Below are 17,500 nucleotides of genomic sequence, written 5' to 3' on the forward strand. Positions count from 1 at the left end.
TCTCCCGGTGTAACAAAAGCCCCACAGGTAATCCTGTGGGGCCTGTTGTTTCAAATCGCCTTCATACGCTTGAAATGCGCTATTTTTTCCCGTCTCGGCTCCTTGATCATGGACACGTCCAGTGATTCCGGCAGTTCAACCTCGGGAACTTCTGCTTCTTCATTACCGTTTTCCGCACCGTCTTCTGTACCGGCAAAGGTTTTCGAATGTTTCCTGAAAAACTCGTCCACCATGGGCAGGTAGTAATAAATACAGTGCATGCCCTCCAGCATTAAATACTTCAGCCCGTAATTCTTGCGCAGAAGCGTTATGAAGTACGTGGATGTACCGAGATATTCCGCCAGCCGTTTCTCGTTCATTATGAGGCCAACAGGGGCGTTTGCGGGGGTCTTTTCCAACGGAAGGATGTTTGCCGCAATTTCATTCACAATTGTTGTTTCGTTCATTATCTGTCACCCCTGTCCTCTATGTTTTTTACCATAATGCGCCAGTTTTTCTTGTTCAGCAGCGGAAACCTTTTAGAGGGATTCATTTTGCAGCATTCGTTGTACGCCCAGTTGATCGCTTCATCGAAGCTTGTAAAGTTTTCAACTACCACTGTAGGCGCGTGAAAGAACTGCTTGCCCCGTTCATAGTCGTTGGAATTGGTGTAGGCGGCATAGCTGTACATATCGGCAACAGCGATTATAACCCGTCTGGGCACTGGCGGGGGATCTGACTGACGGACCGGAACCGCATTGGACTGGTTGCGACTGTTATCGGCAATCATATTTATTCCGTTGTTTTGTTTTCCCAAAGCCTGACCAATGCGGATACCGTTTTCCATTGATTCCTTCAGGGCCTTGGGATATTTCTCCATAACCTCGGCAAAATTGATTACAACCTTGACCTCGGCATTCTTCATATCTTCCGGGGTTATCAGGGTAACCTTGTTGTTGTTCTCGTCGTAATAATAATTGGTATTTTCGTTGATTGTGTTACTCATGGTATATTCCTCCCATTTTTTAAATTCAGGCCAAATTCCAGGCCCGTTATAAACATTTCCCTGCAGTCCTCCCGGTAATCTTCCCAGATCCGGGACACCGAGAGATTCTGCTTTAGGTAAGGCACACATTCCTGCGTGCCTGAAAGCCGGTCATACGGCTGTAATACCATTGTATTACACAGCTGATATCGGTTTCCCGGGGCAGGGTATGCAGCCCCATACCCGGCGGCTGTCGGTAAGTAAAAAACGCAGCCGTAGTCTGTATTGCCATCGCCGTTCCCTGCCTTTATGCTGCTTCCGTCAATTTTCAGTACCTTCCTTCTCCGGTATTTTCTTCTCAGCAGGAGAGGGAAGCCTTTCTCTTTGGCCAGCGTATCATAATAATTTTTCAGTTCTTCCAGATCTGACGGCGATTGGCTGAACTGATGCCCGTCCCACGGCGACGTGCAGCAGAGAAGGGCGTGGGAATGCGGATGTTTCGTGTTCGTGTGGACTGCGAACATATAAGGGTAGCCCCTGGGATCTGACAGATGGTCCAGAACCTTCCGGGTAAATTCCATCATCGCTTTTTCTTCCAGCCAGCTGTCGCCGAAGGAAAATACAAAATGCTTGAACAAGCGTGTATCAGGCGGCTTGTGAAAACGTTCCGTAATAGATTTCAGATGTTCCACAGGGTCGTTTCTGCTAAGGCCTGAATAATGCTGCAGGTACTGATTGGTAGCCCTTGGGCTGGTAATGTATTTCAGGCTCTTCTCAAACCGCTGTAGATTTGCGTTTTTGTAATTAATGGCAACTAGGATCGCGGGGTTTCGTTTTGCGAATCCGGGATCCCCGATGCCAGGTTTTGGCAGCACAGTTTCCATAACACTTTCACCTCCTTCCGGATGACGAGGTTGGTCTGGTAATCGTCGGCCGCATCGTCATTGTCGACAAGATAATAAAGGTACCGTATTTGTTTCAGCACATCCTGAGAAGCGAGTACGCCCGGCGATGGGGCACCCTGATTATCGTTGGATATGCGGGATTCCAGCGCCTCGCGTACCAGCGTTGAAATGGAAATACTGCTCAGATCAGCATATTTTTTAGCTTTCTCCTTCAGTTCCAGAGGTATGCGGACGCTGATTGCGACGTCATGATCCATCACTTAAAACCTCTGCACCAATTTCAGACCGACTACGCAGGCCCTGGGATTCTTGTCGCCGTAAAGGCGCGCGCGTTTTTTTGAAAAGCCGTACTCCATCAGCTGCCCGCTGAAGATATCGTCCGGGACCGCACGGATGCCTGCATCATCGCAAAACTGCTTGTAACGGTTGTACAATTCTTTAGAGTAAACGGCTGCACCGTCCGACCTGATGACACACGTCGCATCATTAATAAACGCTGACACGGAATTGGTCATCAGGCTGTAGTTTTCAATAATCGCCCTGGTTTCCGGGTCATCCGTGAACTGATAGTTGTTGCTTACGATGTCCCGGCCCTTGATTATCGCAAGAGACATGATCGCGTCCCGTTCCTGCCACAGACGGTCATCCAGATCAAGAACCCATTGCTCACGGGGAATTGTCTCGCCAAACTTCAGGACCTGCAACCGCTGAAGCAGGGCGCCCCCGTGGTCCAGCTCGACCGGCAACGGCATGACATTGCTTGCGAACATCGCCTTGATGTTAGGCCTGAGCACGAACGACGGTTTGTTTTTTTCTTCCGCGACGATTTCCTCGCCAGACAGCACTTTTTTAAGAATGTCCAGATTTTCAATGCTGCGGCCCAGCTCGTCGTTCAAGATGTAGTTCGTGTGCATCAGCATGGAAGAACGGAAACGCTGGCCAAGATCTGAGAAGCGGAGCGGGGAGTAGTTATCATCACCGACAAAACGTTTCACGAAGTTCAGAAGACGCGATTTTCCGCAGTTTGCAGGCCCCAACAGAATAAAGGCTTTCTTGGCGCCGCTAAGATTGGAAATCATGTACGTCATCATCTGGCAAAGTAACGCGAGTTTTTTTTCCTTGTCCGGCGGCAGCGTGGAATCAAGATCAATGCCAAGACTCAGCCTGAGATAATTCCGAAAGTCCGGAACCTGCTTCCAGCCGGCTTTTTCAATGAAAGAAAAGTCCGCGGCCCACGGTACAAAATCCTTTTTGCCGAAATCCGACAGTTCCAGCGTACGAAGATCCAAACATTTCCCGCCAATCATCGGCAGCAAGAAATCTTCCAGCGTACAGGCAGGCAGTCTGAAAACGGGATCCGTAAAGAGCGCATCCAGGATTTCATTGCATACAGCGATAATTTCCTTGCGCTTTGCCGGGGAGTACTTGAACTCCGAAGCGTTGCGGTCAACGGGCAGGTAATCCTGCAACAGAGCTGGCAACGCGGATTTCTTTTTGTATCGGTCCCATACCATGGAAACCGCGTTAAAGCGGTACAGGTAAAAATTATCCGTACGGTAGTTGTCGTTCGCTTCAATCTCGGTCAGGAAGGCGTTTACAAGTCTTTCAATACTGCTTCTGTCTTCTTTTTCCATAAAAAACACCACCTTTTTTAAAATAATTAGGCGAAAAGGGCAGGGCCGGCGCTTAATCCCGGGAACCAGCTAACTGCTGTATTGTTTCAGAAACGTTCGAAAAACCGGCTTATGGGATGAACCGCTATTCGCCACAATTCGAAACACTTTTCTTTTTGCCTGTTTCCAGTATAAGGGCAGAAAAATTTTAATTCATGAAATGGAGATACTTAAAAAAACTGCCGCATAATTCCAATGGTGGAGGTTTTTGGCAACGACGAGCTATTTTCAAGTGTTCCCGGTTGCTGTAAAATTAGTATGACAGTGAAATTAAAAAAGCCTGCACTATCTATGCAGGCAGGTAACGATGTAATAATTTGCTGTTTAATATCTTTTGCTGCCGATTGGGGCAGGGAAACGGAGTGCTTATGAGAAATATGTTCGGCTACGGAACAGACAAAATCAAAACGGAATTAAAGGCGGGGAACAGGACCAAAGCAAAAATGATTTTAAAGCAGGTTATCCGTAATTTCCCGTTAATCAAAAAATCTTTGGGAATTAATAATGAAATAGAGGATTTGGAACTGTTTGCCAAGAAGATTTCCGGCATGGATTCAAAAGCTTTGCTTGAGATGGCTGTAAAAGCGTGTGAGCCGTATCTTGTGCCTGAAGATTCCATAGTTAAATTTTTTTATCCGCCTGAAAAACAGAAGGATTTTCTTAAAATTAAACACTTGAACCGCAGGTTTATTGTTGATGAATCAATTGCTGAATTATTAACTGAGTGGGATGAAAAAGACAGGTGTTTTTATTTTTATCCCGGAAATTATTGTCCTGATGACGAATTTAAGCAATCGGTCCGCATCTGGCTCTTAATGTCGGCACTGTATTCTGGTTCGCTTAAAATTGGCGAATCCTTTGAAAACATCATGCGGCCTTTAAATCTCGATGATGACACCTGCAAAAGGATTAAAGAGTATTTCCATAGCAAATACTATAATAATAAAGGAAAACTTGCTAAAAAGAGCGCGAATTTTTTTTATAACGGCCAAACGGCTTTCGTTGACTCCTTTTATGATATAATGGTCGCCAACGGTTTTTTAAATCCCGGATTGAAGGCGAATGGCACTATAGTTTCAAGAAACACAAAGAATGAACAACAAAAATACTCAGACAGGCTTCCAGATAACGTCACCCCCTCATTTTCATGGAATAGTGCAAGAACGAAATGTGCTATCGGTTACGATTACTGCGGTCTGGATTTTCAACTCATTACTCAATACCTGATAGAAAGGAAAACCGCATCCAATTTCGCCCAGCATAAACAGGAACTGTGCGTATTTTCGGAAGACCTTGGCAAATTCTTCCCTGTAATAGACAAAGAGCTGCCAGAAAGTTTGCAACGTGCACTGGCGTTATATCCCTTATCACATTTAAGAACAAAATTATTGGAGCCCTTGATAAATATTAACAATTCTTCCCGTTGTTCTGCTCCTTCAAGGGAAGAATGGGATAAACTGGCCGATGTACTGAATTATCAGACGACAGTCTACTTCCCTCTGTCAGATACGCTTTTTCACTTGTTTTTAAAGCTTAGATACAGAAACTTTGGAGAACGTAATGTGTTAACGGATCAGCTTAGAAATCTGTACGAAACATTAATTTTCCAGAAAAACAACAAAAATGTCGTCAGGGTAGCCTATGGTGAGGTTCAGACAGTTAAACTGGAAATCAAGTTGACCGACGGATCGGTTTTCGCGGTTGCTTTGAACAGAAGAATTCCGGAGCGTGACGACATAAGAACTGAGGACAATTTACTCAATCCTGTAGTTGTTACAAATGGCGGAACTCGTAGTTTCGCTTCATGTCTTGAAGACGCCTTTGGAAAGGATTGCGGTATAATAAAAGAAATTCCCGAACAGATCTTTGCGGATTATATTAAAGCTGTGTTCGGAAAATGTGACGGATTCATCTATGATTCATCATTTGAGAGTGTTTGCGCTACCTGCAGAGAGGAGATCTTTAAAGATTTTAAAAATATCAATAGAATCAGCAGCCATTGTTTTGAGAAATTTATTTATAATATCTGCGATCATTTCCAAAAGTACGAATATGAGTACCTGTTTCACTATAATATGGAGACGGGGTTTACCCCGATCTTTGGGCTTCAAAGAAAAAAACTGTACGGTATTACTGCTGACGAACTGGAAAGAGAATTGGGATGTATATTTGCTAGATTCCAGACCGATTTTTTTGTCTTTGATGAAAAATCCAGAAATTACAAAGAATATGCAAAAATGATTGCAAACGCAAAACGGACGCTGAAAACCATCAAGTCTTTGATCGACAGAAACTGGCAACAGTTATACAGACTGTGCTCGTATTTAAAGGATTTAGCTAAAATTAAGGACTATCATTTACCGGTGGAATCAATAACCGAAAAAACAGTTTACTCAGCAATAAGGGATATGGAATTTAATACGGATCAAAATTACTATGATACTATAATTAAAACAACAGAAAATATTACAAAAATGATAAATGAATTTGATTCATACCCTAATAACGATAAGTACCGTGACAGTCTCAAAGATTACAAAAGCACATTAGAGAAAAATGATTATAAATTTGACCTCAAAGCAAGTATTCTTTCCAGCTTTGACAAAGTTATGGATTTTCTGTCTGATAATGATGAAGATAGTTCCAATGAGAGACACAACATCAGGTTATCTCTCGACAGCATGAAAACGCAATATCAGGAAATCCGTAAAATCTTCAAAGATAGCATGAATTTTGACATTTCCAATCTTAGCGCCGGAAGGCAGCAATTTTATGCAGAAATGAGCAACCTTTTACAGAACTATGAAGGCAACAAAAAAGATATTGTAAACAAATTTATGATTTTCAACACACATGATCCTGTACAGTTAACCAAAGCCATTGATTATTACAACCATCTAAATTCCAAGGTTTTAAAGTCCCTGCATGATTTTAACAGTGTAATCAGTAATCTGGAAAACAATCCCAAAATGGCTAAAGACTACCGGCAGCAAGATAACTATATAGAGTATTTGTCTCAGTTTCGCAACCTTTGATCAAAAAGAAAGACAGGGAAGATATTCCTCCCTACCTTTCTTGTTTCATAACTATGCAACCCTCCCGTGCTTTTTCTGGCATTCCATGCACAAGGGCCGTTTATACCGCGCCATGCTGTAATTCAGGACTTTTTCACTGATCTCCCGCCCGCAGCCAGAACATACGGCAACATCCTCGTCTGCCGGTGCAGAACTACCGGGCGGAACAGGGGAGGGGGCAGGCCTTGCTGCAGCTGTGCGCTGCGGTTCCGCAAAACTGTTTTCGTCAGTCCGTATATCCGCTTCCGGATCGTCGCCGGTAGAAATGGCCATGGACAAGAGGTACGCGTACTTGATGGCCGCTGTTTCCGCTTTCATTACAGCCTTGTCACCAGCGTCCTGACCCGTGCCGATACCGTATAAATCAATGGACTCACCGGATTCGCTGTCGATCAGCAGGATATTGCATCCCACCGTAACCTGATGCTCCACATTGCCTCTTGCATTGGTCACATCGTAACTACTGAGTATAGCCGGGGTTACGACGCTTGAAATCCTTTCCGGAAAGCTTGTCAGAATAGATATCTCTTTCATCAGGAACATACTGCTTCAGACTGTCAATCTGCCTGTCCAGGTTTTGGTCTTTGGAACTGACCCGGATATAACCGAATATTTTTACTGTGTTCAAATACAACACCTCCTTCGAGGATATAATATGTATTTGAATAATGACGAATTAGCAAATAAATAAGACAGAAACCCTTCAGACCGCTGCTGCATCAAATCAGCCACACGGAGGTTTCTGCCTTCTAAGCATATAATACCATATTGGTTTAAAGAACACAATAAACATGAATAATATCCATAAAAGTCCATCTATTTATCGCATATACACAGAAATGAGTTTTGGACTTTTGTGGATAGTTTTTTTGCTTGGATCCGACCACTCGGAAAAGTACACTTTTCTGGAGAAATGCATAGAGCAAAAAGTAAATCCCCTGCCTGTCGCTTAAATTCGAAGCGTTGGGCAGGGGGGATTAATTCTTGATTGTTTGTAACACAGTTACAACCATGTTACTGCGCCGCTGCGGATGTCGTATACGGCACCGCTGATTGTCACACTGCCGATTTCCGGATGGTTGGCAAATTCATTTTTCAGTCGTTCAACGGCATGCATCACATTCAGGCAGCAGGCTTTATATGGATCGCGTTCATTACCGACAGCTTCCAGGATATCATCAGTGATGTATTTGATAAACCCATCGGTGCTGCCAGAAAGAGCTGCAGTCACGGCTCCACAGCCAGTATGGCCGAGAACAATAATCTGATTGCAATCCAAATGCCCTGCTGCATATTCGATGCTGCCCAATTGATGGTTATCCAGCACATTACCCGCGACGCGGATCACGAACAAATCACCAACCGTAGCACTGAATATTTTTTCCGGGATGACGCGCGAGTCCGAACAGCAGATGACGATGGCGTAAGGATGTTGTCCATGTTCTGCCGTTTTCTTTCGCAGGGCGCTGTCTGATGTTTCGATAAATCTTTTGTTTCCTTCATTAAGCTTAACGCGGATATCGTACATGGTTGCAACCTCCATCAGCTAATTATAGTCATTTTGTTAATTATATCATAGTTTAATCAAGGGCGAAGGAGACAATTTAAAAATGTCGCCATCATGGCGACCACGACCATAAAAAAATGTGCTATATTAACCATGCAAGCGAGAACAAATAGTAAGCAAATTGTTAAAATTGTGCGCGTGAGAAAAAATGGAGATATCGCTCATCCCTGTAGTTGCTATAACAGTCGGAATATACACTTATACAAAAGCTAAAAAGAATAGGATGGCACAGGCTATAGGCGCAGCGATAATGCCCGGATTATTTATTGGCGCACTTATCTGGTGTCTTATAAGTGGATATTTCGGTATCATTTTTCTGGATATTGCGATAGCTGTCATTTTAATCGCTTACTTATATTTTGGATTCATACGTTTCAAATAAATTTGCTGGCTTCACATATTATTATAACGGTTGTGCATTGCGGGACACTGGTCGTACGGATTCACCTCCTGCTAAGCATTTGCTGTAGTCCAGCATACTTGCTCGAAACACGAGTTGCGCTGGATTTAGAGCAGAGCCGTCCGCTTCTATTCCATAGCTTGTAAAGCGACCGACAAGACGGCTCTGCTTCAAAGGTGTTTGTCCTTTTTCAGCCAGATCGATACTCCGGCAGCGTTAAGGGTGAGCGCATTAAATACCTTTACTACTTCTTTTTTGTACTCGGTAAGTCTGAGTGGGTAAAGGGTTTTATTTACTGTAGACTACAGACCTAACATTCGCCGCACTGCTTAACCTAGCGGCAGAGGCGTTGGGGCATAAGGTGGAAATTATAATGAAAAGTTGGTTTCTTTGTGTTGTTTTGTTTTTGATTAACAATGTAGCATTGGCAAGACCGGCAATGAGTGATGTGTATGATAGTTCAGGAGACGTTTTTTCATATATCGCCTTTTTTGCATTTTTATATGTGGCGGGATGGATCATAAAAAAGATAACTGGAATAAAAGACGATAGCAACACTATAGGGTACGGACTTCTTGCTTTAATTGTTATAGTTGGTATTGTCATTGTCTATGGTTTTGGAACTGCGTTTATAGGCGTAGCAAAAAAATATCCGTTACTTGCTATCGCAGTAGTTGCTTTTTACTGGTGGGCGTTAAAAAAGAAATAACCACTTTGATAACATCAACAAAACTCGTATCCGATACAACGAGAATAGAGCATCGTAAAACCCTGCAACGGAATATATGTAAATAGAGAGCAGAACCTCATATAAGCAACCGTTTTTAAAAATATACATATAAATAGGAAGAAATTATTAATTTTTACTTGCTATTTCTTGCTTAATCTGCTAAAATAGAATTGTAAAAAGAAACTTAAAATGTTCTCGAATACAATTACATACGTGAACCCAATTGACCATAAAGAGTGCGCGAGAGACAAGCTCGGTGACCGCACAGCAACCTGACCGGAAAGGTCAAGGTGCTAAAGCTTGAACGATGGGAACAAAGCATATGGAGCCCATCGTGACGATGGGCTTTTTTATTGAACGGATAGAACAGCCCGAAAAGGCTGTTCTTTTTTTTATAAGAAGCCTGTCGTTCACCGCACTCCCTCCGGCTGCCGGCCGAAGTATGGTCAGCAAAGACGACAATTAAAAGAAAGGATGTGCTGTTATGAAAGCAAAAATCAACGTGGAACTCTACAACGAAGACAAGTCGAACTACGCTCCGGTCTTCCCAATCGACCCGGAAGACAAACGGGCGTGCAGGGGAACCCGGTGCCGCAGGTTCGCCACCTGGCAGCCGCTCATGGGATACGGCTCAAGCCCTGCCTTTACGTTCCGGGACGTCGTCTATACAGGCGGCAGCATCGATAAATATCTGGGATACCGCCCTGTCTGGTGCGTTCCCGCTGACTCCCTGGGTCAGCTTTTCGCGGAAAGCGCCCTGTGCGTCCCGAACCTTCCGGAAAAGCTTTGCTTCTTTGAAACGGACGATTATTACCAGATCGACAAGCCGCGCTGGAAACGATTCGACAAGCAGCGCAGGCCGGAAGATAAGATCGAGGATTTCTTCTGCCCCCCGCAGGATGAACGGTGTGCCGAATATATCGTAAGGGAGATTCCCGCCGACGCGGTCGTATTTAACCTTATGTCGCCCAATGGGGCAATGGAACAGGGCCCTTTCGGCGGTCTGCCGGAGGAAATCCGTTCCCCGCTCCTGCTGCAGTACCGGCAGTATTTTAAGGCGTGCGGGGAAAAGCTGGGGGCAACGATGGCATACCGGCATCAGTTCCTGTGGCAGCATCTGTTCGACACGGGGCTGAAGGATCTGTTTATCTGCATCGCTCTGCCGGCAGCCTATATGTGCTGGCGCATGCTGCAGCAAAACGATTCTCCCTCTGTTCTGAACGGCTTGTGCAGTGACGAAACTCCCAACTTGCTGATCCATGTCATGGCAGGCTGCAAGTTCAGCCCCGCTACGCTTTACAAAGCCCGGGAATGGTTTGTGGACTGGTGCGGAGGTACTGCCATTGCCTTTGATCTGCCCGCGTATCTGGAAAAATATGGGGAACTGGCCGACTACGAAAAGAATTTCATCGAAATTTATAACCTGTACGCGGACAAGCTGGGGCTCAGCCGGTTCCGGCTTCCGGACGGTCCCTGCTTCTGCGGCAGCGGGAAGTGGTTCCGTGAGTGCCACATGGGGCGCGTGTCCGAACTGCTTTGAGAACCATTGGACAGGATTCTGGTTTGAACGAGAAGTCCGAAAACAAGGATGAACAAAATGGCATCAACAGGAATTCGGATTAAACTTAATCCCAGATGGCCGAAAGACTGGAAAGAGCGGTTGGAACAGCAATAGATCAGGGCTTATAAGAAAGAATAGAGTTGTGGGGGCAAGGAAACGGATTCCGAAAAGAAGGCGCAAATTGTTTGGGAAGCATGGGAGTATTGGGACAAACGCAGGGAGAAACTGGGGATAAAAGACACGGAAGACGAAGAAAACTTATAATATTTAGTCAGAGGAAGGAGCGGAACATTATGGCATTGAATCTGACAGTGACAACAAAGCGGGAGAAGAGCTCAAGTAGTGCGATAATTATCTTAAACGCCGACTTGCCGAAGAACTGGAAAGAGAACTTGGCCGCGCAGAAAGACCAGAAGTACCAGGAACTGGAAAAGTTGTGGTACCAGGAAACCTATCCGGAAATCAAGAGGCAGCGGAGCAGGGAACTGGATCAATACTGGGCGAAACGGAGAGTGGAACTGGGCTTTACGGAACCGGAGGAATAACAAAAAATGGAAGGAAACTTAAATATGAAAACCTGTGATATCCGTGATTATAATCTGGAGACTGGTAAAAATTACTATCATGGGACAGGTGTTGAAAAGAACTACAGCAAAGCAGCAGAAATATTCAGTAGGCTTGCGGAACAGGGTGACGCAGATGCCCAAAATTATTTAGGCGTTATGTACGAGAACGGGCAAGGTGTAAAGAAGGATTATGTTAAAGCTGCAGAATGGTTCAGTAAAGCAGCTGGGCAGGGATATGCGCTTTCCCAATATAATTTGGCAATAATGTATGAGCGTGGCAAAGGTGTGGAATACAATGCTGCCAAAGCAGCTGAATGGTATGAAAAAGCAGCCGGGCAGGGGGATGCAAGCGCGCAGAACAATTTGGCTTTTCTGTACAGACAAGGATACGGCGTGCCAAAAGATCCTGCCAAAGCTGTGGAACTGTATGAAAAAGCAGCCAGAAACGGGTGTACGGCTGCCCAGCTTAATTTGGGGCATATATATGAGATTGGCAAAGAAACCGGACAGGATTATGCCAAAGCGGCAGAGTGGTACAGGATAGTTGCCGAAAAGGGGATTCCGGCCGGCGCGGCGAATCTTGCAGAGTTATATGATAAAGGCAACGGCGTCCCGCAGAATTATGCTGAAGCAGCGAAATGGTACAAAATTGCTGCCGAACACGATATAAAATGCGCCCAAACCAGATTAGGGGAAATGTATGAAAAAGGTTTGGGCGTTCCGCAGGATTCAGAAAAAGCAGCATATTGGACAAAGAAAGGGGTATATTTGAGATCCTGGATTTTTAATATGAAAACCCTGTTCGAAAGGAGTAACCGGTATAATAGGCTGAACAAAGTGATTGAGAAAGTAACCGACCCGAAGCTAAAAAGCAGTCTTATCAAAACACGGGATGAGTATTGGGCCAGGATACAGCAGCTGAATAAACCAAATTTTACGGATGAAGATTACCATCAGATAAAGCAGGAACATGAGCGTATGGATGACCTTATCAGTAAGATGGAAAAACTGATATAATGAAAGAACGACAGGAATTACCTATGTGATTTGAAATGTAGAAGAGGGCTACATGAAAGGGGATTTTCCATGAGAAATTATCTGCCGAAGGATTATGATTTATCTGATGAGGAATGGGATGAAAAGTACCTCAGAGGCTGTAAGGAAATAAGAGGATCCATTGATCAAAAGCCACATTTCATTACGAGAAGTGGGAAAGAAGTGGTAGTTGATACTACGGAAAGATTTGAATTATGCTTTGGCGGTATTGGACTTTGCCCATATAACGCCAAGTGGTTAAGTCCCCCTTGGCCAGATACCGGCCTGTATGAGTCATATGCCATAGATGCCGGTACGTGGGGCTTTATAGACACCGAAGGGAATGTGGTAATTGAGCCGCAATATGTGTACGTAATAGGCCCTTGTGGTTATTATTGCAAAGAAGATTATTATGTGGTGGCAAAAATGATTGACGGGAAAGCCCGTTGGGGCGTGCTGGATCATACTGGCACAGAAGTAATTCCCTGTCAATACACAGCTATTCAGGATACTAAGTATGACGTAGTGATCTTTCAGGAAGAAGAAAAAGGCTTATACGGCCTGATGTACATTGATGGGACTATCATAGCTAAACCAAAGTTTGCGCACATTGATACTTGGGATGTTGATATGCACAAAAAGGTACTGGCAGCAGGAACTGATATATATTTTGACGGTGTGTATTCGTTAGAAAAAGACTGTTTTATTGTGCCGTGCAGGTTTGCCCATATTTGGTTTATGGATGAATATATAGAAGCAGATTATCCCATACAATCCGATTATGAAGATTTTGCTGACGATATTGATTATACAGAGTATCTTGTTATCCTTAGAAAAAATAATATTGAATTTGGAGGGACAGAATACTTTGATTATGCAGGCAACCTCTTGGATAAAATGGAAGTCAGGAGAAGGGAATACCATAAACAGATTGGTATAAGTAAAGAACCGCGTAAATAAACCGTTATGCGGTATGAGGGGTGTAAATATCCGGTCAGGCCCTCCCAATACAGTATTTGACATTCTATTTAATATCTGATAGTCTAGTTGTGGAAGCCTTACCGGCTGCCAATGACAGGGCATTTTTGCTGTGTCCAAGGCGCTGGCAAGGCCTCTTCTAAAAACCTCTCATGGTTACACCTTCGGGATATTGGTTCCCGACGCGCTGGATTCATGCAGAGGTTTAATAAAAGATCTGCCTGAGCCTAGGGTCGACGTCCATCTGGATAGTGCCGTTAGGCGTGCCAGTACCCTTAGTGATGCTGGTTAGATTATGATCAACATTTGTTGTATCAGCAACCCGGCCAGTGCTTTTTCAAGAAGCGAAGCCTCGCATATGTGTAGTATCTTTCGATATTGTGCCTGTGATATGGGTCGTTTCTTTTTAATTTGACAAATTATTTTAAGATTGGTATAGTTTTAATAGGGTGACCAACCGAAACTGGATCAGTACTTGTTACTGGTGAAAGCCTTTTGGCGCCCTGTATAAAAGGTGCTTGATCCTTTACGCCCGGGTCAATAACCCGGAAACGACCGGGAGAAGTACCTAAAAAAGCCCTTCACGCCTCCCCCTAATTGCCAATTAGGTACGGACCGCTGTGAAGGGCTTTTATTTTTTTGATTATACGATACGGCGAAAATGGAGAATCGTATAACTCTGCGAATTTGTATTGCTATTAATATCTTTTTGTGATAATATTTGATTGCCGGAAGGGTTGAGCTTGGCATTGAGCGTTGATACCCAATTTTCGGACGAGGGGCGCGAATGCCTGGACTGTCCCTCCCAAATATTTAGAAAAACTTCTCTTGGTGATCCCCCCAGCGATTGCTGCTGGGTTGGCTTGATCCATGCAGAAGTTTTTTTGTTTGTAAAAGCGGACGGTGAAAAATGGAGTTTCGTATAACCGAAAAATTCACGTTTATCTCACTAAACAAATAATCGGAATCGCTAAAACGCGTTCTGGCAATCAGTTTTGTCAGAATGTTTTTTTTGACAAATTTTAAAGGATCGTTTTATACTGTCTATAGAGCGACCAACCGAAACTGGGTCAGCACTTGTTGCTGGCGAAAGCCTTTTGGCGCTCCTTTCGTTATTGACACCAATTTATCCATTATCTTATAATATCTGTAGAAGTTGGCGTACCCTGTGCGGATCTTATTTATCTGGGGTCTGAAGGGCGGTCGCTTCTAAGAATCGGTAGAGGCCGAGGACCGTTTTACGGCAGACCTTGGTAAGATACCTGCCGGTTTTTGTTTAGAACTTCTCTTGGTGATTCCCTTCAGCGATTGCTGCTGGACTGGCTTGACCCATGCAGAAGTTTTAAATAGAGCGTTCCCTCATGAATCCGTCAGACGTTCTGCGTTAGGTGGTCATGATATGGGACTACTCTTAAATAGCATTATCTTTGCGAACGAGCGAATCTCCTCTGGTTCCGGCTTCAATGCCAGTGGGAGTGAAAAACGCACCGTCGCCGGAGGCGGGGGTTGGGGTTCCGTTCCCACCAAAGGATATTGCTATAACATCACCATCGGCAGGCAGGCTGTTATCGCCGTTGGTGATGTAAAACTCTTCACGGCAGTACCTGATTTGGGTTCAGGCCCACGAGCCGTGAAGAGTTTTTATTATATTGGAACTTAAGCCGTCGATGAGAAAAATGGTATTTTATCGCCGATTTTGTCATAATAGAAAAAACGGTTTAGAGTATCGTATAACATTGACAGGTTGCAAGATCATAATTATAATTGATTTAGCAAGAGCTGACCTTCGCGGATTGCTGTTAGGTGTTTCATCTGTTCGGCCCCGCGTCTTGAAAGAGGACAGCTCTTTTTTGTGTGTGGATGACTTATTCCGTGTAACTATCATGCAGATGCCTTTTGGTATGCGATAAGGAGAAAATGGAAGTGTACAACCACATAATTCAATTCCTACACAAAACCTGCATGAACTCTTATGTGGCGCAGAATTTGCTTGACAGTCAAAGTTGTCAAAAATTAGCAATTTTTTATTTTGTAAAACCGGCGATGGTATTTCATCTGCTTTAAAACAAGGTTAATGTGTACAAGTACTTGCATTTGACAGAATTAGTGCTATAATTAGCACTGTTGCAAAGGAAGTTGTCGGCAGATTTCAGAATCAACGTCAAGAAGCATGGCCCGGGGAACTGCGTTGCCCGGGCTGTTTTTTGCTGTTCTGCCGATCAACGCAAGCACAATATAGCAGGAGAGTTGTTTTTTACAAGGGTATGAAACGGGATAACAGGGCGACAGCATTAAAAAAGCTGGAGAATATCGCCAAAAAAGAAAAAGATCTGTGGTATCGGCGGATCTGTGATTACGCACTGGCGTACCGTCTGACTGTCGACGACAGGATCTGGCTCTACAATAAACTGAAAGCAAAAGGCGTCACAATCCTGGGAATGGATCCCACAGCAGAACCGGAGCCCAGACGGAAGTCATGGTATGATGAAGATGGCACGGAATACTTTGATTTCGCCCATAAAGACTATGAGGCTGTATACGATGAGATAATAAAGAACTGTAATGCACTCAGGCCGTTGGTGGATAAAGTCAGAACCATAAAACCGCCGCAACGGTATGAACTGGAACATCTCAGCAAAAAGATCATCAAAGGGGATGACGGTGCGCGTGAACGGCTGACAGAAATGTACCTGCGCACAGCCCTGGCTTTCGGCCTCAGATGGTCGAAGCTGCTGGATGTGAACCTGCAGGAAGCAGTAGGGGATGCGCTTGAAGGTCTTGTAAGGGCTGTCAACAGTTATTCACCGGAAAACGGGAACATGTTTTCCATGTATCTTTTTGGCTGGATGCGTCATACAACGGCGAAAGGACAAACGACACATGACCCGCAGGTCTCGATCAGGAAAGACAGAAGATTCCACTTTGTCAGTGCCTATTGCGTATTGAAGAAGTGGGGCTGTACGGGGTGCGACAGGCTGCCGGATTGCAATGAGGCAGTACAAAAGGTTGCAGAAAGGCTGAACTGGGAGCCGGAAGACGCCCGGGCAGCAATACGGGCCTCACTGGAACCGCTGTCGCTGGAAGCCTTCCTTGAAACCGCGGAACACACGGCTAGCGAAGGCTTTTCTGAAGAAATCCAGGAAGAAGAGGATGACGCCCCGGATTACGAGGAGGAACTGTCAGGCTATTGCACCGATACGGCAGAAGAAGCGGAAACAGGCCTGACCGACTGGCTGCTGCAGAAAAAACTGCAGGAGCAGATGGACCGGCTGACCCCCAGGGAAAAGAAAGTACTGGAGTATCGCAACGGGATCGGATGCGGTCGGCCTTACACGCTGGAAGAGATCGGATGTATGTATGGCGTATCAAGAACGAGAATACAACAGGTCGAAACCATGGCGAAGGAGAAGCTGCGGGCCAGAAGCAAAGTTCTGAAAGACTACCTTCCGGACAAACAGTCAGGCCAGGATAAACAAATGATGCAGAAGAGACCGCAGGCCAGTGGAACAAAGCCGAAAACGAAACCATCAAATAAAAAGGTAAGGAGAACTGTCATGAAGCTGTCAGAATTACTTGTATGCTACAGAAAGGAACATAATCTGGACAGGAGGGAGATGGCGGAACTGTGCGAGATATCGGAAGCCACACTTTCACACCTTGAGGAACCGGGCAACGTGAAATGTCCCGCTTCCAGGATACTGTTAAAACTCTTCAGAAACATGGAAATAACCGAGGATGTTTTTATGGACGTCATAAAGCACGACAGCCTGTTCCACGGACTGGACATCGCCTGGATGTGGGAGGACAGAAACGAGGAAAGGCTGCTGAAGTATTATCATCAGATGAACAAGCAGGGAAAGGAACTCGCACTGGCTCAGGTACAGGTACTTGCCGAATCAAGGAATTTCTAGACAAAACATCTGATCCGTGTTTCTGGGGCAGTAAATATTATTTTTAAAAATTACTGAACAATATAGTAAAGAAACAGCATTCCTCCCAATATTTGTTGTTTTTCTTTATTGTTTTTCAAGTTTCAGACTCCTTAAT

General features: G+C 44.6%; 15 protein-coding genes, 1 pseudogene and 1 riboswitch. Of the genes and pseudogenes, 8 read left to right on the top strand and 8 right to left on the bottom strand.

The features are described 5' to 3' along the window. Window positions 1–50: 50 nt before the first annotated feature. The 5 genes from BM159_RS02470 to BM159_RS02490 are packed head-to-tail and all read right to left on the bottom strand — an operon-like array spanning window position 51 to window position 3,503. Window positions 51–446: a hypothetical protein gene (locus BM159_RS02470; RefSeq protein WP_093912683.1), complete on the bottom strand. Its 396-nt coding sequence runs from the start codon at window positions 444–446 to the stop codon at window positions 51–53. Continuing rightward, window positions 446–985, bottom strand: coding sequence for a hypothetical protein (locus tag BM159_RS02475; protein WP_093912684.1), 540 nt, complete (start codon window positions 983–985; stop codon window positions 446–448). The genes BM159_RS02470 and BM159_RS02475 overlap by 1 nt, the downstream gene beginning before the upstream one ends. Then, window positions 982–1,848 (bottom strand): relaxase/mobilization nuclease domain-containing protein, encoded by an 867-nt coding sequence (locus BM159_RS02480; protein ID WP_143089378.1) that lies wholly within the window; start codon window positions 1,846–1,848, stop codon window positions 982–984. Before BM159_RS02480 ends, BM159_RS02475 begins: the two co-directional genes overlap by 4 nt. Further along, entirely contained in the window at window positions 1,779–2,126 is a 348-nt protein-coding gene (locus BM159_RS02485) for a DUF6290 family protein (protein ID WP_093912686.1), read from the bottom strand. Before BM159_RS02485 ends, BM159_RS02480 begins: the two co-directional genes overlap by 70 nt. Window positions 2,127–2,129: 3 nt before the next feature. Beyond that, window positions 2,130–3,503, bottom strand: coding sequence for a DUF5906 domain-containing protein (locus BM159_RS02490; RefSeq protein ID WP_093912687.1), 1,374 nt, complete (start codon window positions 3,501–3,503; stop codon window positions 2,130–2,132). Window positions 3,504–3,910: 407 nt separating this feature from the next. On the opposite strand from BM159_RS02490, the gene BM159_RS02495 reads away from it, so the two are divergent. Then, entirely contained in the window at window positions 3,911–6,577 is a 2,667-nt protein-coding gene (locus BM159_RS02495; protein ID WP_093912688.1) for a hypothetical protein, read from the top strand. Window positions 6,578–6,628: 51 nt separating this feature from the next. Here the strand turns inward: BM159_RS02495 and BM159_RS02500 are convergent, their stop codons facing one another. The 3 genes and pseudogenes from BM159_RS02500 to BM159_RS02510 all read right to left on the bottom strand — a co-directional run bounded on the left by BM159_RS02500 (window position 6,629) and on the right by BM159_RS02510 (window position 8,144). Continuing rightward, a complete protein-coding gene (locus BM159_RS02500) occupies window positions 6,629–7,150 on the bottom strand; it encodes a single-stranded DNA-binding protein (RefSeq protein WP_177205864.1) in 522 nt (173 codons plus the stop codon). Then, window positions 7,101–7,286: pseudogene (locus BM159_RS02505) on the bottom strand (recombinase family protein); the annotation flags it as partial. The gene BM159_RS02500 and the pseudogene BM159_RS02505, both read right to left, overlap by 50 nt. A gap of 333 nt (window positions 7,287–7,619) precedes the next feature. Then, window positions 7,620–8,144 carry a carbonic anhydrase gene (locus BM159_RS02510; RefSeq protein ID WP_245763617.1) on the bottom strand — a complete coding sequence of 175 codons (525 nt, stop codon included), beginning with the start codon at window positions 8,142–8,144 and terminating at the stop codon, window positions 7,620–7,622. An 812-nt stretch (window positions 8,145–8,956) separates the two neighbouring features. Here BM159_RS02510 and BM159_RS02520 point away from each other — a divergent pair. From BM159_RS02520 to BM159_RS02550, 7 genes are all read left to right on the top strand, one after another. Next, on the top strand, window positions 8,957–9,292 hold the full coding sequence (locus BM159_RS02520) for a hypothetical protein (RefSeq protein WP_093912693.1): 336 nt from the start codon (window positions 8,957–8,959) through the stop codon (window positions 9,290–9,292). Between the two features lie 245 nt (window positions 9,293–9,537). Further along, a riboswitch (SAM riboswitch) is annotated at window positions 9,538–9,627 on the top strand. A 170-nt stretch (window positions 9,628–9,797) separates the two neighbouring features. Next, window positions 9,798–10,853, top strand: a complete 1,056-nt coding sequence (locus tag BM159_RS02525) for a hypothetical protein (protein WP_093912694.1) — start codon at window positions 9,798–9,800, stop codon at window positions 10,851–10,853. A 314-nt stretch (window positions 10,854–11,167) separates the two neighbouring features. Beyond that, on the top strand, window positions 11,168–11,419 hold the full coding sequence (locus tag BM159_RS02530) for a hypothetical protein (protein ID WP_093912695.1): 252 nt from the start codon (window positions 11,168–11,170) through the stop codon (window positions 11,417–11,419). Between the two features lie 24 nt (window positions 11,420–11,443). Continuing rightward, the gene (locus BM159_RS02535) at window positions 11,444–12,457 is read left to right on the top strand and encodes an SEL1-like repeat protein (RefSeq protein WP_177205865.1); all 1,014 of its coding nucleotides are present in this window, start codon (window positions 11,444–11,446) and stop codon (window positions 12,455–12,457) included. 69 nt (window positions 12,458–12,526) lie between these two features. Beyond that, window positions 12,527–13,435, top strand: coding sequence for a WG repeat-containing protein (locus BM159_RS02540; protein WP_093912697.1), 909 nt, complete (start codon window positions 12,527–12,529; stop codon window positions 13,433–13,435). Window positions 13,436–14,852: 1,417 nt separating this feature from the next. After that, window positions 14,853–15,113 carry a hypothetical protein gene (locus tag BM159_RS02545; protein ID WP_093912698.1) on the top strand — a complete coding sequence of 87 codons (261 nt, stop codon included), beginning with the start codon at window positions 14,853–14,855 and terminating at the stop codon, window positions 15,111–15,113. Window positions 15,114–15,717: 604 nt separating this feature from the next. After that, window positions 15,718–17,364: a sigma-70 family RNA polymerase sigma factor gene (locus tag BM159_RS02550; RefSeq protein ID WP_093912699.1), complete on the top strand. Its 1,647-nt coding sequence runs from the start codon at window positions 15,718–15,720 to the stop codon at window positions 17,362–17,364. Window positions 17,365–17,500 lie beyond the last annotated feature (136 nt).

Origin of the sequence: Succiniclasticum ruminis DSM 9236 (assembly GCF_900112895.1) — a bacterium.
GTDB lineage: Bacteria > Bacillota > Negativicutes > Acidaminococcales > Acidaminococcaceae > Succiniclasticum > Succiniclasticum ruminis.

Excerpts from the sequence above, each read along its gene's own strand:
- BM159_RS02470 (WP_093912683.1), bottom strand. The coding sequence starts at position 446 with ATGAACGAAACAACAATTGTGAATGAAATTGCGGCAAACATCCTTCCG.
- BM159_RS02475 (WP_093912684.1), bottom strand. The coding sequence starts at position 985 with ATGAGTAACACAATCAACGAAAATACCAATTATTATTACGACGAGAAC.
- BM159_RS02480 (WP_143089378.1), bottom strand. The coding sequence starts at position 1,848 with ATGGAAACTGTGCTGCCAAAACCTGGCATCGGGGATCCCGGATTCGCA.
- BM159_RS02485 (WP_093912686.1), bottom strand. The coding sequence starts at position 2,126 with ATGGATCATGACGTCGCAATCAGCGTCCGCATACCTCTGGAACTGAAG.
- BM159_RS02490 (WP_093912687.1), bottom strand. The coding sequence starts at position 3,503 with ATGGAAAAAGAAGACAGAAGCAGTATTGAAAGACTTGTAAACGCCTTC.
- BM159_RS02495 (WP_093912688.1), top strand. The coding sequence starts at position 3,911 with ATGAGAAATATGTTCGGCTACGGAACAGACAAAATCAAAACGGAATTA.
- BM159_RS02500 (WP_177205864.1), bottom strand. The coding sequence starts at position 7,150 with ATGAAAGAGATATCTATTCTGACAAGCTTTCCGGAAAGGATTTCAAGC.
- BM159_RS02510 (WP_245763617.1), bottom strand. The coding sequence starts at position 8,144 with ATGTACGATATCCGCGTTAAGCTTAATGAAGGAAACAAAAGATTTATC.
- BM159_RS02520 (WP_093912693.1), top strand. The coding sequence starts at position 8,957 with ATGAAAAGTTGGTTTCTTTGTGTTGTTTTGTTTTTGATTAACAATGTA.
- BM159_RS02525 (WP_093912694.1), top strand. The coding sequence starts at position 9,798 with ATGAAAGCAAAAATCAACGTGGAACTCTACAACGAAGACAAGTCGAAC.
- BM159_RS02530 (WP_093912695.1), top strand. The coding sequence starts at position 11,168 with ATGGCATTGAATCTGACAGTGACAACAAAGCGGGAGAAGAGCTCAAGT.
- BM159_RS02535 (WP_177205865.1), top strand. The coding sequence starts at position 11,444 with ATGAAAACCTGTGATATCCGTGATTATAATCTGGAGACTGGTAAAAAT.
- BM159_RS02540 (WP_093912697.1), top strand. The coding sequence starts at position 12,527 with ATGAGAAATTATCTGCCGAAGGATTATGATTTATCTGATGAGGAATGG.
- BM159_RS02545 (WP_093912698.1), top strand. The coding sequence starts at position 14,853 with ATGGGACTACTCTTAAATAGCATTATCTTTGCGAACGAGCGAATCTCC.
- BM159_RS02550 (WP_093912699.1), top strand. The coding sequence starts at position 15,718 with ATGAAACGGGATAACAGGGCGACAGCATTAAAAAAGCTGGAGAATATC.